General features: G+C 71.1%; 14 protein-coding genes. 11 read left to right on the top strand and 3 right to left on the bottom strand.

The window, feature by feature from the left end; genetic code table 11:
• The first annotated feature begins 6 nt into the window (after nt 1–6).
• The gene (locus CLV71_RS20460) at nt 7–819 is read left to right on the top strand and encodes a 2-hydroxy-acid oxidase (RefSeq protein WP_133904434.1); all 813 of its coding nucleotides are present in this window, start codon (nt 7–9) and stop codon (nt 817–819) included.
• 4 nt (nt 820–823) lie between these two features.
• Here the strand turns inward: CLV71_RS20460 and CLV71_RS20455 are convergent, their stop codons facing one another.
• Genes CLV71_RS20455 through CLV71_RS20445 form a run of 3 tightly spaced genes read right to left on the bottom strand, consistent with a single transcriptional unit; the run spans nt 824 to nt 3687 of the window.
• Nucleotides 824–2194: a condensation domain-containing protein gene (locus CLV71_RS20455; RefSeq protein ID WP_133904433.1), complete on the bottom strand. Its 1371-nt coding sequence runs from the start codon at nt 2192–2194 to the stop codon at nt 824–826.
• A 4-nt stretch (nt 2195–2198) separates the two neighbouring features.
• A complete protein-coding gene (locus tag CLV71_RS20450) occupies nt 2199–3419 on the bottom strand; it encodes a beta-ketoacyl-[acyl-carrier-protein] synthase family protein (protein ID WP_133904432.1) in 1221 nt (406 codons plus the stop codon).
• Nucleotides 3420–3426: 7 nt separating this feature from the next.
• Nucleotides 3427–3687 carry an acyl carrier protein gene (locus CLV71_RS20445; protein WP_133904431.1) on the bottom strand — a complete coding sequence of 87 codons (261 nt, stop codon included), beginning with the start codon at nt 3685–3687 and terminating at the stop codon, nt 3427–3429.
• Nucleotides 3688–3805: 118 nt separating this feature from the next.
• Here CLV71_RS20445 and CLV71_RS20440 point away from each other — a divergent pair, with 118 nt between their 5' ends.
• From CLV71_RS20440 to CLV71_RS20395, 10 genes are all read left to right on the top strand, one after another.
• Nucleotides 3806–4321 carry a hypothetical protein gene (locus CLV71_RS20440; protein ID WP_133904430.1) on the top strand — a complete coding sequence of 172 codons (516 nt, stop codon included), beginning with the start codon at nt 3806–3808 and terminating at the stop codon, nt 4319–4321.
• Complete coding sequence (locus CLV71_RS20435) at nt 4309–5634, top strand: aminotransferase-like domain-containing protein (RefSeq protein WP_243866607.1); 1326 nt, start codon at nt 4309–4311, stop codon at nt 5632–5634. Before CLV71_RS20440 ends, CLV71_RS20435 begins: the two co-directional genes overlap by 13 nt.
• A gap of 62 nt (nt 5635–5696) precedes the next feature.
• Nucleotides 5697–7112, top strand: a complete 1416-nt coding sequence (locus CLV71_RS20430) for a class I adenylate-forming enzyme family protein (RefSeq protein WP_133904429.1) — start codon at nt 5697–5699, stop codon at nt 7110–7112.
• Nucleotides 7109–7330, top strand: coding sequence for a hypothetical protein (locus CLV71_RS20425; RefSeq protein WP_243866606.1), 222 nt, complete (start codon nt 7109–7111; stop codon nt 7328–7330). The genes CLV71_RS20430 and CLV71_RS20425 overlap by 4 nt, the downstream gene beginning before the upstream one ends.
• Nucleotides 7327–8448, top strand: coding sequence for a beta-ketoacyl-[acyl-carrier-protein] synthase family protein (locus tag CLV71_RS20420; protein ID WP_133904428.1), 1122 nt, complete (start codon nt 7327–7329; stop codon nt 8446–8448). The genes CLV71_RS20425 and CLV71_RS20420 overlap by 4 nt, the downstream gene beginning before the upstream one ends.
• Nucleotides 8445–8975 (top strand): beta-ketoacyl-[acyl-carrier-protein] synthase family protein, encoded by a 531-nt coding sequence (locus tag CLV71_RS20415; protein WP_133904427.1) that lies wholly within the window; start codon nt 8445–8447, stop codon nt 8973–8975. Before CLV71_RS20420 ends, CLV71_RS20415 begins: the two co-directional genes overlap by 4 nt.
• 3 nt (nt 8976–8978) lie before the next feature.
• A complete protein-coding gene (gene hppD / locus CLV71_RS20410) occupies nt 8979–10049 on the top strand; it encodes a 4-hydroxyphenylpyruvate dioxygenase (protein ID WP_133904426.1) in 1071 nt (356 codons plus the stop codon).
• Nucleotides 10046–10993 (top strand): phytanoyl-CoA dioxygenase family protein, encoded by a 948-nt coding sequence (locus CLV71_RS20405; RefSeq protein ID WP_133904425.1) that lies wholly within the window; start codon nt 10046–10048, stop codon nt 10991–10993. Before hppD ends, CLV71_RS20405 begins: the two co-directional genes overlap by 4 nt.
• Nucleotides 10980–11768, top strand: a complete 789-nt coding sequence (locus tag CLV71_RS20400) for a DUF3050 domain-containing protein (RefSeq protein ID WP_133904424.1) — start codon at nt 10980–10982, stop codon at nt 11766–11768. The genes CLV71_RS20405 and CLV71_RS20400 overlap by 14 nt, the downstream gene beginning before the upstream one ends.
• Complete coding sequence (locus tag CLV71_RS20395; protein WP_133904423.1) at nt 11765–12742, top strand: thiamine pyrophosphate-dependent dehydrogenase E1 component subunit alpha; 978 nt, start codon at nt 11765–11767, stop codon at nt 12740–12742. Before CLV71_RS20400 ends, CLV71_RS20395 begins: the two co-directional genes overlap by 4 nt.
• The last annotated feature ends 1 nt before the right edge of the window (nt 12743 follow it).

Genomic DNA, 12743 nt, shown 5'->3' with positions numbered 1-12743 from the left:
GTGTTCGTGTCCCGACCGGGACCGGCGGCGTCGTGCGCGGGCCCCAACCTGATCCGCACCGAACGTGCGACGTTCACCGGACCGGCCAGGGTCCTGGCCGACGACGAACACCGGGCCGGTGTCGGCGCCTACCTGGCGGACCTGACCCGGCCCTTCGGCATCGAACCGCACGCGGAGTGGTCCGGCCAGTCCTACGGTGAGATGGCCGCGTCGCTGCTGGCGACCACCGTGGCCGAGCCTGTCGACCTGCTGGTGCTGGCGTTCTCTGTCCACGACCTGTGGCCCGGCCGGGCGACCGCCGCCTACCTGAGCCGGGTGTGCCCCGGCACCCCGATGTCCTTCGCCCTCTGCGACCAGGGCCGCGCCGCGGCGTTCACCGGGCTGCGTGTCATCGGCGCCTACCGGCCCCGCCGGGCGCTGCTGATCGTCGTCGAGCAGGCGTCGGTTCCCTACGACTCGCCTGCCACCCCACCGGCGCGGCACCGCGGTGTCGCCATGCTGTTCGGCGACGGCCCGGGGTCACCGGTCACCGGCGTTCACCAGTACCCGGACGTGGCCCCGGACGCGGTCGCGGGTCTCACGAGGGCCGGGATCGCCGAGCTGTCGACCGGACACGACGAGGTGTGCGTCGTCCTGGGTGACGGCCTCGCCGCGGCATGGCCAGGGCACCCGGACTACACGGTGGTGCCGGCCGGGCAACCGGCCACCGGGGCGTGGTGGCAGCTGGCCGAGCACCTGAACGGTCCTGCGGAGCTGGTGGTGGTCGCCGACTACGACCCCCAGCTGCGTTACCTCTGCCTGACCGGGTTCGGCACGTGAGGTCTCAGCCGACGCCGGTCGGTGTCACGGGGTCGAAGGCCGCCGCGACGGCCACCTCCTCGACCCCGCGCAGCAGCCGTTCGGCCTGCTCCTCGGTGAAGCACGCCAGGTCGAAGATTCCCTGCAGGTAGACGGTTCCCGGCCGGTCCTCGATCGCGACGAACAGCTGGTCGCACGATTCGTCCAGATCACCCTCCCAGACAAGGGAAGTCTCCGCCGCCCTCGCGTGGATCCGTTCCGTCGTCACCCCGGCACTGCGGACCACCCCGGCGTTCGGCCGGGCGGCGCGCCGGTCGTTGATCCGGCAGGTGACCCTCGCGGGACAGCCGCGCTCGCGGTCGAGCCGCGTACGCAGGTCCTCGAGCTGGTCGGGGTCGTAGTAGGCGTGCAGCCAGGCGGCCGTCGATGCCTGGCATGCGCGGGCTATCACGTCGTCGACGGTCCCGTCGAGTTCGACGGAGAGCACGGAGTCCTGCGACAGCGTCGCGACCGCATCCGCGAGACCCGGCCGGAACCTGTTGCTCACGACGACCTTCGTGGTGAGCCGCGGCACGCCGGTCGCCCGCCCGATGGCCGTGGCCAGGACGGCGAGCAGCACGCGTGAGGTGTCCGTGCGGGTCCGTTCGGCGATGGCGAGCACGGCGAGGTGGGCGGCGGGCGAGTCGAACCGCCCGTGCCGGTAGCGTTTGCCGAGCCGGGGTGTCTGCCTGGCACCGAACGTCTGTGGCGGGATGGACCGCAGCCTCGTCTCCCAGTAACGCACGGCCCGGTCGCTGATCCGGCGCGACTCCGGGGTCTGTTCCGACCTGCCCAGCTCGAGCGGCCCCACCGAGGGCGGCTCGTCGCGGGTCGACCTGCCCGTGCGGAGATCGGCCACGAGCCGCAGGACCGCCGCGCCGTCGGCGACCAGGTGGCCGACCGTGAGCACCCGGTACAGCGAGACATCCCGGTGCCGGATCACCGCCATCCGCAGCGACCACTCCCGGTAGGGGTCGAACGGGGTGACCATCCACGTGTAGCACAGGTCGTCGACGTACTTGCCGACGTCGGCGGGCTCGGTGTCGTCGGCGAGGTTCACGACCTCGAGGTCGATCTCCCCGGCCCCGGACACCACCTGGCAGGCCTGGCCGTCCGCGTCGGTGCCCAACCGCAGCCGCAGTGCGGGATACCGGCCCACGAGCGCACGAAGGCTCGCGGCGACGGCCTCGACCGTGGTGCCGTGCGGCAGCTGGTGGGCACCGCTGGAGTTGTGCGTCCAGCCCGTCTCCTCCATGTCCCGAAGGATCGTCTTCTGGCCCCAGGTAAGCGGCGCGGTTCCCGCACCAGGTCCGGAGAACGGGATGGTGATCCGGTCCGTCGTCGTCCGTCCGGCCATGGGCTCACGTACCGAACACGAGGCTGACGTTGTGGCCGCCGAAGCCGAACGAGTTCGACATGACCGCCCGCACTCCGACAGTTCGAACAGTGCGGACATGGTCGAGGTCGCACGCCGGGTCCGGGTCGTCGAGGTTGTGTGTCGGCGGCAGGAGTCCCTTACGCAGCACCATGACGCTGATCGCGGCCTCGACCACGCCCGAGGCACCGAGCAGGTGTCCGGTCACGCCCTTCGTCGAGCTGACCGGTGGACCGGCCTGGCCGTACACGCTTCTGATCGCCACCACCTCGGCGGCATCACCGGCTTTCGTGCTGGTGCCGTGTGCGTTGAGATAGTCTACGTCCCTTGTGGACAGACCGGCGTCACGCAGGGCGAGTCGCATGCTCTGCGCCGCACTCGATCCGTCGGGGCGCGGTGTGGCGGTGTGGTAGGCGTCGTTCGTCGCCGCCCAGCCGAGCACCTCGGCGTACCGCCTGGCGCCTCTGGCACGCGCGAACTCGTTTCGCTCCACCACGAACACCCCCGCTCCCTCGCCGAGCACCAAACCGTTGCGGCGCCGGTCGAACGGCCGGCTCGCGGCGGTCGGGTCCGGCCAGCCCCCGGCGAGCGCACGGGCGTTGCCGAAGGCGTCCGCGAACGTCGGGAACAGCGGCGCCTCGGAACTGCCGCACACCACCACGTCGGCCTCGCCCGCCCGCAGGATGCGCATGGCCTCGCCGATCGACTGCGCGCCCGACGCGCACGCGGTGCCGACCGACGAGACATAGCCACGGATGCCGAACTCGATGGCGATCCGCGCGGCCGCCATGTTCGGCAGCACGGCGGAGAGCAGGTACGGGCTGACGCCCAGTCTGCCCCGGTCGACGCGGCGGGCCGCCTGGTCCGCCAGCGTCGCCAGCCCGCCGACACCGGAGACGACTACCGCGACCCGGTGCGTGTCGACGTCCCGGCCGATCTCGACGCCGGCGTCTGCCAACGCGTCCCGCGCCGCCCGCAGCGCCATCACGATCGAGCGGTCGACGGTACGGGCCTCCGGTGCGGGAAGCACACCTGCCGGATCGACGGCCGGGCCGAACGCGGCCACCTCGACGATCCCGTGCAGCGGATGTTCCGGTGGCGGCCGGGAAAGCCCGGACCGGCCGGTGCAGACCGAGGTGTACACCTCGTCGACCGTTGTGCCGACCGGACTCACCAGGCCGATACCGGTCACCGTGACACCGGTCATGGCGGTGTCACGTGGCCGACGACGCCCGCGTTCGGTCCGCCACGACGTCGCAGAACTGGCTGACCGTCATGGCGGCGAAGGTATCGGACTCGTCATCGTTGAACCGGACGCCGAACCTGTCCTCGAACCGCATCGCCAGCTCGGCGATGGCGAGCGACTCCAGGTCGATACCTGCCGGGCCGAGTGTGGTGTCGTCGCCGATGTCGTCGGTGCTGTACTGCATCTCCGTCAACGACTCGAACAGGAACTGGCGGATCTCATCAGTCATGGCCGACGTTTCCTTCCGACGGACAAGAGAATCCGCTACGGAGGCTGCGCCGTCAAGCACTGGAGTAACGGCCCGATTACTCTATCCACTCGCGCCGAGGGCCGTCACCATGGTGCGCATGGCGATGGTGCCGAGCGGACAACCCGTGGTGTCGCGGAGCTGGCGACAGCTCTGCGACCGCGGCTCCGATCTCGTTCTGTGCCTGGACTTCGCGACCACACCGGCCTCGACGGCCTTCGCCGCGTTGGCGTCCTCGTCACTCGTCGAGGCCCGTATCCTCCACATCGGACAGTCTGGTCCCGGTCCGCAGGACACGTGGGTGCGCGAGGTTGTCGACACCGGCGACCCGGTGAGCGCGGTGCTGGGGCACGGCGAGGCATGCGCACTGGCGACGGCCGTCGCGGACGCGATCGCCGTCGCAGGCGGGAGTCCGCCCACGGTCGTGCTCTTCGACGCCGCGGCGGTGACCCCGATGCGGACCGGCACCCCGCTCTACCTGTCGTCACGCGACCACCGGCTCGACCACGAGCGGAACATCTCGCTCGACGTCGACTCCCGCGAGCTGCTGACCGATCCCGAGGTCGTCAAGGTCGTCGCCGACCTGTTGAAGGGAGCACGGTCGTGGTCGACCTGACCACGGCGGAACTGCACGGTGCGCTCGAGGACCCGGCGCTGAACTCCATGAACTTCCTCAACGAGGTGGCGGGCCAGTACCCGGACGCGATACAGCTCGCCGCCGGAAGGCCGTACGAGGGGTTCTTCGACCTGTCGGACCTCCACCGCTACCTGCGCCTGTTCTGCCGCTACCTGTCCGAGGGGCTCGGTCTCCCCGACGACCAGGTGCGCCGCACGGTGTTCCAGTACGGCCGGACAAAAGGGATCATCCACCAGCTGGTGGCGACAAACCTCGAACTGGACGAAGGAGTCACGGTCGACCCGGAGTCGGTCGTGGTCACCGTCGGGTGCCAGGAGGCCATGTTCCTGGTGCTGCGTGCACTGCGCGCCGACGAGCGCGACCTGCTGCTCGCGGTATCCCCGACCTACGTCGGTCTGACCGGCGCGGCGCGGCTCGTCGACCTGCCGGTGCGCCCCGTGGCGAGCGGTGAGCACGGGATCGACCTCGACGACCTGGTCCGCGTCATCCGGCAGGCGCGTGCCGCCGGACGCAGGCCGAGGGCGTGCTACGTGATGCCGGACTTCGCCAACCCGTCCGGCGTCCGCATGGACACCTCGACACGACGCGGGCTGCTCGACGTCGCGGCGGACGAGGACATCCTGCTGCTCGAGGACAATCCGTACGGGTTGTTCCACGGCGAGGCGGACCGGCTGCCCACCCTCAAGGCCATGGACGAGTCCCGGCGGGTCGTGTACCTCGGCTCGTTCGCGAAGTCCGTGCTGCCCGGCGCCCGGGTCGGCTACGTCGTGGCCGACCAGCGGGTCGCCGCGGCCGACGGCTCGGTCGGCCTGTTCGCCGACCAGCTCTCCAAGATCAAGAGCATGCTGACCCTGAACACCGCGCCGATCGCGCAGGCCGTGGTCGGCGGGAAGCTGGTCGAGCAGAACGGCAGCCTTGCCAGGGCGAACCTTCGGGAGCGGACGGTCTACGCGGAGAACCTGCGGCACGTGCTGGACGGTCTCGCCAAGCGGTTTCCCCGCGACGCCAACGGTGTCGCCGAGGTCAGCTGGACCGCTCCCGCCGGCGGGTTCTTCGTCGTGGTCACCGTCCCGTTCGTCGTCGACGACCGGCTGCTCGAACGGTCCGCCCGCGACTACGGGGTGCTGTGGACACCGATGCACCACTTCTACGACGACGGCGCCGAGGTGCGGGCGCTCCGACTCTCCTGCAGCACCGTGCCAGCCGCCGGGATCGAGGCCGGACTGGACCGGTTGGCGGCACTCGTCGACGACGAGCTGCGCCGGTTGCGCGGCACCGGGGAATTACTCTAGCCCTGCTTGTCTTTGCCTAGTACCAAGGAAAAGTGCGTACTCGGCTACGCGAGGGAGTGCCGATGACACAGAACCTGTCGGCGTCCGAACCCGGCCTCGTGGCGAGTCCGGAATGGGTCGACGAGCTCCTGTTGTCCGGACCGGACAACGAAGTCTGCCTCTGTTCGGACGAACCGGTCGACCGGGGTACGTTGCGCCGGCTGGTGTCACGGCGACAGTCGACTCTCGTGGCCGCGGGTCTGCGTGCCGGTGGGACACTCGCGCTCCGGTTGCCACCGTCCATGGCGTATGTCGCCAATCTCCTTGCCGGCTGGCGCATCGGCGCCCAGGTGATCCTGCTCGACCACCGCCTGACCTCGTTCGAGGTCGACGCGGCGCTCAACCGCCTCGCCCCACAGGTCGTCGTCGCCGCGGAACGCACCAGGGGTGGCGCGTTGCGTGCGTTCGCCGACGTCGACGAGTCCGTGACACCGTGGCCGGGTCGTCCCGCGACGACGCCGCATGCCGTGATCCAGCTCAGTTCCGGCTCGACGGGTCCGTCCAAGGTGATCGGTCGGACGGCGGGCGACCTGATGGCCGAGATCGACCGATACACGCGCATCGACGGTGTGCCACTGCGCGGCGAGCGGATCATCGTGCTGGCGTCGATGGTGCACGTGCTCGGGCTGGTGGGTGCCCTGCTGTACGGGCTGCATGCCGGCGTACGGCTCAGGTGGCCGGAACGGGTCGCCGGGGGCGGCATCCTCGACGCCGTCGCGGCCGAGACGACTCCGGCGACCGTGCTCGGAGTCCCGTTCCACATCGGACTGATGACCTCCGTGACGGACCCGCCCGCGCTGCCACAGCTCCGGCGGATGACCACCGGCGGCGAACTGGTGCCTGCCACGACAGCCGAGGCGTTCGTCGACAGGTACCGGGTGCCGCTCGGCAACATGTGGGGCATGACGGAGGTCGGCGTGATCGCCACCGACCTGTTCGGCTCGCACCGGCCCGCGCTGCGGCCCGCACCAGGGCTCGAGGTGGTCGAACACGACGGCGAGCTGCTGATCGGCAGGCCGGAGTCCCCCTATGTCGGGCTGTCCGACCCCACGAGGTGGGCGGACGGCTGGCTGCACACCAGGGATGCCGGCAGGACCGACCCCGACACCGGGCTGGTCACCGTCCTGGGGCGCCTCGACTCGCAGATCTCGGTGGGCGGGCTGAAGGTCGACCTGACCGAGGTCGAGGCGACCGTGACCGCGCTGCCGGAAGTGGCGGAGGCGGTCGTGCTGTACGACGACATGATCACCGCGTACGTGCGGCTCGTCCCACCGGCCACCGCGGCGACCGTCCAGTCCGTGCTGGCCGACCGGCTCGCCGGCTACAAGCTGCCGAGGCGGATGCACGTGCTCGACGCGCTGCCCCGCACCACGACGGGAAAGCTCGTGCGCGACGGCTCGGTCCTCCGCCGGGCGGCGGCCCGCGAGGTGACGGAGTGAGCCGGGACGAGGTCGTGGCGATGCTCGCGAGCTTCGGCTCCCGGCCGGTCGACGCGGTGCCGGAGACGATCGACTCCATGGAGCTGGCGTGGCTGCTGCACCAGGTCGAGCAGCGCTACGGCGTACGGGTGGACCCCGACGACGGTGGTTACGCCGGGATCTCGACCGTGTCCGAGGCCGTCGACGTGCTGGGCACCCGGTTGGGGCGGTCCGGGTGAGCGCCGAGGTCGGACTGTCCGGCCTGGCCGCGGCGAGCGCGCTGGGACGGGGTGCCGACGCCCAGCTGGCCGGGGTCCTGTCCGGGACCGCGGCGTTCGGCCCGGTGCGGCGGTTCGACGTCGCCGGGCGCCGAGTGCGGGTCGCGGCGACCTTGCCCGACGCCGGGTCGCTGCTCGACGAACTCGCCGACGTGACGGCCCGTGCGTGCCGGGAGGCGGGCCTGGACCCCGAGGCACGCGCGGACACCCCGCTGTTGCTGGCCGTGCACGCCTTCCCCGACGCGCCACGGCTTTCCGCGCGACCAAGGCCGAACGCGGCCGATCTCGCCGCCATGCTGGCGAGCCGGGTGGGTCTCGGGCAGGTGTCCAGGGTGTACACGAGCGCGTGTGTGTCGGCGAGCACCGCGGTCGCCGACGCGGCCGCGTCGATCTCCCGAGGCAGGGCCGAGCGGATCGTGGTCGCGGCGGGGTACCTGGTCGAGCCAGACCAGTTCGCGTTGTTCGACACCGGGCGGGCGCTGGCCACCGACGGTGCGGTGCGGCCGTTCAGCGCCGGGCGGACCGGGCTGCTGCTCGGTGACGCGGTGGCGGCGGTCGTGCTGGAGCCTGCCGTCGCGATCGAGCGCCGCGGCGGCCGGGTGCTGGCCCGGCTCGCCGGTTGGGGCCGGGCCGGGGACGCCTACCACGCCGTCCGGCCGCATCCGAGCGGTCACGGCATGGCCACGGCGATCGACGCGGCGTTGCACCGGGCGGGCGTGCCCGCCGGGGCACTGGCTTACGTCAACGCACACGGGACCGGCACGTCGTTCAGCGACGCCGCCGAGGCGGCCGCACTGCACCGGGCGCTCGGCCCCTCGGCCCGGCGGGTGCCGGTCAGCTCGACCAAGGCGGCGCACGGGCACGCCCTCGCGGCCTCCGGCCTGCTGGAGCTGGTCGTCACGGTGCTGGCCCTGCGTGCGGGTCTGCTCCCGGTCAACGCGGGGTTTCTCGCGCCGGACGAGGCATGTGAGCTGGACGTGATCCTCGACGGTCCCCGTCCGATGGCAGGCGAGTACGCGCTGAGCCTCAACGCCGCGTTCGGCGGCGCGAACACCGCACTGGTGGTGCGGGCGGCATGAACAGCCTGACGGTGGTCTCCAGGGCCGGATGGCCCGAGCCGGCGGACCGGGAGCGACCGCGAGTCCCCGGGTACGTGCTCTCCTCGTTCAGCCCGCTGGTCGCCGAGACCGCGGACCGCTGCCTGCGGCAGGTCTACGGCGAGCCGCCCGCACCGCCCGACGCCGTCGGGTCGACGGCGATCATCGTGGTGAGCGCGAGCGGCGACCTGACCTCCGCACGGCACGTGGCACGCACGGTGGACTCGGGTGGCCGGGTCGAGCCGCTGTTCTTCTTCCAGTGCGTGCCCAACAGCATCGCCGGGCACGTCGCCGCGCGCTGGGGCCTCGGTGGGCCGGTCGTGTGCCTGTGCCCAACCGGGCACCCGCTGACCGACGGCCTCGACCTGGCCGCGCTGCTGATCGACGACGGCGACGCGACGGCCGCCGTCGTCGTGCTCGTCGAACAGTCCGAGACCGAGGACGCACCGGCCACCGCGACGGCCGTGTTGGCGACGGTCGAGGAAGTCCCCGTCAGGCAGGAGAGGTAGCCGATGAACATTTCCGGTATCGACCACATCGAGTTGTACGTGGGGGACGCGCGTCAGACGGCTCTCTACCTCAGTACGGCGTTCGGTTTCACCGTCTGCGGGCAGGGCGGCCCGGAGACCGGGCTCGCCGGCCAGCGCTCGCTGCTGCTGCGGCAGGGCGAGATCCAGATCGTGCTGACCTCCGGGCTGGTCGTCGACCACCCGGCGACCGAGTACGTCCGGCGCCACGGCGACGGCGTGGCCTGCGTCGGGATCGGGGTGGACGACGCCACCGCCGCCTACCGCACCCTGGTCGAGCGCGGCGCGGAGCCGTTGTCCCCACCCAGGGAGTACGGCCAGGACGACCGGCGGGCGGTCGTCGCGGAGGTCGCGGGCTTCTCCGACGTGACGCACCGGCTGATCGAGCGGCACGGTCCGCCGAGGGAGTTCCTGCCCGGCGCGATCGAGGTGACCGAGCCCGACGAGCACGAGGACAGCAAGCTCCTGCGTACCATCGACCACCTCGCGATCTGCGTGCCGGCGGGCGGACTGGCGTCGACCGCGCAACGCTACGAGGACGTGTTCGGGTTCACGTCCGTCTTCGACGAGTACATCGAGGTCGGCGGGCAGGGCCTGTACTCCATCGCGGTGCAGAGCCCGTCCCAGCAGGTCACGTTCACGCTGATCGAGCCGGACCCGAACCGGCAGCCCGGCCAGATCGACGACTTCCTGTCCTGGCACGCGGGCGCGGGCGTGCAGCACATCGCGTTCAGCACCGACGACGTGGTGGCCGCGGTGAACCGGCTCGGCGACCACGGTGTGCGGTTCCTCGGCACGCCCGCCACCTACTACGACACGCTCGAACAGCGGGTCGGGCAGCTCGACGTGCCGATCGAGGAGCTGCGCAGGCTGGGGGTGCTGGTGGACCGGGACCACTGGGGCAGGCTGCTGCAGATCTTCACCGAGTCGATGCACGTCCGCAGGACGCTGTTCATGGAGATCATCGAGCGGCGGGGCGCGTTGTCCTTCGGCACCGGCAACATCAAGGCGCTCTACGCAGCCAAGCAGCGCGAGCTGTCCGGGGTCCCGTCATGACCACGACACGGGAGTTCGTGCTCACCGACCACGAGCTGGCACTGCTGCCCACCGACGAGGACGTGGCGTTCTTCGCGGAGCACGGTTGGTACCTGTCCGGGAAGCTCTTCTCGGACGACGAGGTCGACGAGCTGGCGGTGGCGACCGAGCGGTACTACGCGGGGGAACGGGACCGGGCGCTGCCGGTGCGGCCGCCCCGGCTCGCCTGCTGGACGCCGGAGCACGGCGACGTGCAGCGACACAACGACTACGTGCACTACGAGAGCGACGCGATCGCGTCGGTGCTGCTCAAGCCGTTGATCGGTGCGGTGGCCGCACGGCTGGCGCGGGCCGCGTCGATCAGGGTGTTCCAGTCGACGCTGATCTACAAGCCGCCGAACCCCGACGAGCCGTCGAACATCGTGCCGTGGCACTTCGACAAGCACTACTGGGCGTCGTCCACTTCGGACGACATGCTCACCGCGTTCATCCCGTTCCACGACTGCGACGAGGAGCAGGGCACGATCGTCATGGTCGACGGGAGCAACACCTGGGCCGAGATCGGGTTCGAGGACAGCGCCAACAAGCACTTCGCCGAGCGGGACCGAAGCCGGCTCGAGGAGATGCTCGCCCGCAACGCCGCGCACAACGACGCGGCGGTCGAGCGGATCCCGATGGTCATTCCCAAGGGGCACATGAGCTTCCACCACTGCCGGACCTACCACGGCAGCGGCCCCAACCGGAGCGACCGCCCGCGCCGGGCCATCTCGCTGCACCTGCAGGACGGGGACAACGCCTACCGCGAGTTCGCGCTCTCCGACGGGACCCTGGCGACCTACAACCACGACCCGCTGGTCCGCCGCACCCCGGAAGGCACGCCGGACTACGCCGACCCGGAGTACTGCCCGACCCTCTGGCACACACCGACGACCGACGGCGGAGGAGCCACCCATGTCCAGATATGACTGGGGAAAGACCCACCCGGGAATCAGCCGGCTGGAGGAGGCCGTCGGTGTCGCGCGTGACCGCGTCGTCGCCCACCCGCTCTACGCGAACCTCGACCACCACGAGGCGATCGTCACGTTCATGGCACACCACGTGTTCGCCGTGTGGGACTTCATGTCGCTGCTGAAGTCGTTGCAGCGCAACCTGACCTGCGTCGAGGTGCCCTGGGTGCCCACCGGGCCGGCGGGCAGCCGCCGCCTGATCAACGACATCGTGATGGTCGAGGAGTCCGACGAGCTGGGCGAGGGCTTCGTCAGCCACTTCGAACTCTACGTCGACGGTATGCGCGAGGCGGGCGCGAGCACCGCCGCCGTCGACGGGCTGCTGCGTCTGCTGCGTGACGGGACGCGGGTGCGCGAGGCGCTGGACCGGGCGGGCGTGCCGAAGCCGTCCGTCGAGTTCGCCGCCACCACCTGGGAGATCATCGAGACGATGCCGGTCCACTGCCAGGCCGCGGCGTTCGCGTTCGGCAGGGAGGACCTGATCCCGGACATGTTCACCCAGGTGGTCGCGGTCAACGAACGCGACGGGCGGCTCGGGACCTTCGTGGACTACCTCGAGCGGCACATCGAGGTGGACGGCGAGCAGCACACGCCGATGGCCATGCAGATGCTGGCCGACCTGTGCGGTGAGGACGACGAGAAGTGGCGGGAGTGCGCGGACACGGTCAACACGGCGTTGACCGCCAGGGCCAGGCTGTGGGACGGCATCCTGGAGGCGATCAAGACCGCATGAGCACCCCCTGCGATCTCTACCGGACAGTGCGCCTGATCCGACGGTTCGAGGAGAGGGCGATCGAGCTTGTCCACAGTGGCGTGATCATCGGCGGTATCCATCCGTACATCGGGCAGGAGGCCGTCGCGGCCGGGGTGTGCGCCGCGTTGCGGGACGGCGACATCATCACCAGCACCCACCGGGGGCACGGGCACGTCCTGGCCCGCAACGCCGACCCGGCCAGGATGCTGGCCGAGCTGGCAGGCCGGTCCACCGGGCTGAACAAGGGCCGGGGCGGCTCCATGCACGCGGCGGACTTCTCACTGGGGATCTTCGGGGCGAACGCGATCGTCGGCGCGAACGGGGCGATCACCGTCGGCGCGGTGTGGGCGGCCCGGCGTCAGGCGGCGGAGGCGCAGGGCGGCCCGGTGGGGGTCAGCTTCTTCGGCGACGGCGCGGTCAACCAGGGCGTCCTGTTGGAGGCGATGAACCTGGCCGCGCTGTGGCGGGTTCCCGTGTTGTTCGTGTGCGAGAACAACGGCTACGCGACGTCGCTGACGGTCGAGGACGCGGTGGCGGGCACGATCACCGGCCGGGCCGAGGCGTTCGGGATGCCTGCCGTCACGGTCGACGGGGCGGACCCGCAGGTGGTGCTCGACGCGGCGGACGCCGCGGTGCGACGTGCCCGTGCCGAGGGCAGGCCGAGCCTGATCGAGTACCGCACGTACCGGTTCGACGCCCACCACACCTGGGAGCACGGCTCCGGGGTCCGCTACCGCGACGAGGCCGAGGTGGCGACGGCCAGGACGAGGGACCCGGTGGCGATCCAGGGCGCCCGACTGTCCGAACTGGACAGGATGGCGATCGACGACGAGATCGAGGCACTGCTCGGCAGTGCCGTCGAGTTCGCCATCGGGAGTCCGCGTCCCGACCCGGCCGGCGCGCTGGACCACCTGTACGCCACCGGGATGCGCGGCAGGCCGGGGGGTGGCTGAG

It is taken from the genome of Actinophytocola oryzae (assembly GCF_004364325.1).
GTDB classification, from domain to species: Bacteria; Actinomycetota; Actinomycetes; order Mycobacteriales; family Pseudonocardiaceae; genus Actinophytocola; species Actinophytocola oryzae.
The sequence above is the reverse complement of the archived record's forward strand: the minus strand, read 5'-3'. Positions and strand labels throughout refer to the sequence as shown.

What these genes read in the sequence shown, in the direction of transcription:
- CLV71_RS20455 (WP_133904433.1), bottom strand. Translation starts at nt 2,194, where the DNA reads ATGGCCGGACGGACGACGACGGACCGGATCACCATCCCGTTCTCCGGA.
- CLV71_RS20450 (WP_133904432.1), bottom strand. Translation starts at nt 3,419, where the DNA reads ATGACCGGTGTCACGGTGACCGGTATCGGCCTGGTGAGTCCGGTCGGC.
- CLV71_RS20445 (WP_133904431.1), bottom strand. Translation starts at nt 3,687, where the DNA reads ATGACTGATGAGATCCGCCAGTTCCTGTTCGAGTCGTTGACGGAGATG.
- CLV71_RS20440 (WP_133904430.1), top strand. Translation starts at nt 3,806, where the DNA reads ATGGCGATGGTGCCGAGCGGACAACCCGTGGTGTCGCGGAGCTGGCGA.
- CLV71_RS20430 (WP_133904429.1), top strand. Translation starts at nt 5,697, where the DNA reads ATGACACAGAACCTGTCGGCGTCCGAACCCGGCCTCGTGGCGAGTCCG.
- CLV71_RS20415 (WP_133904427.1), top strand. Translation starts at nt 8,445, where the DNA reads ATGAACAGCCTGACGGTGGTCTCCAGGGCCGGATGGCCCGAGCCGGCG.
- hppD (WP_133904426.1), top strand. Translation starts at nt 8,979, where the DNA reads ATGAACATTTCCGGTATCGACCACATCGAGTTGTACGTGGGGGACGCG.
- CLV71_RS20405 (WP_133904425.1), top strand. Translation starts at nt 10,046, where the DNA reads ATGACCACGACACGGGAGTTCGTGCTCACCGACCACGAGCTGGCACTG.
- CLV71_RS20400 (WP_133904424.1), top strand. Translation starts at nt 10,980, where the DNA reads ATGTCCAGATATGACTGGGGAAAGACCCACCCGGGAATCAGCCGGCTG.
- CLV71_RS20395 (WP_133904423.1), top strand. Translation starts at nt 11,765, where the DNA reads ATGAGCACCCCCTGCGATCTCTACCGGACAGTGCGCCTGATCCGACGG.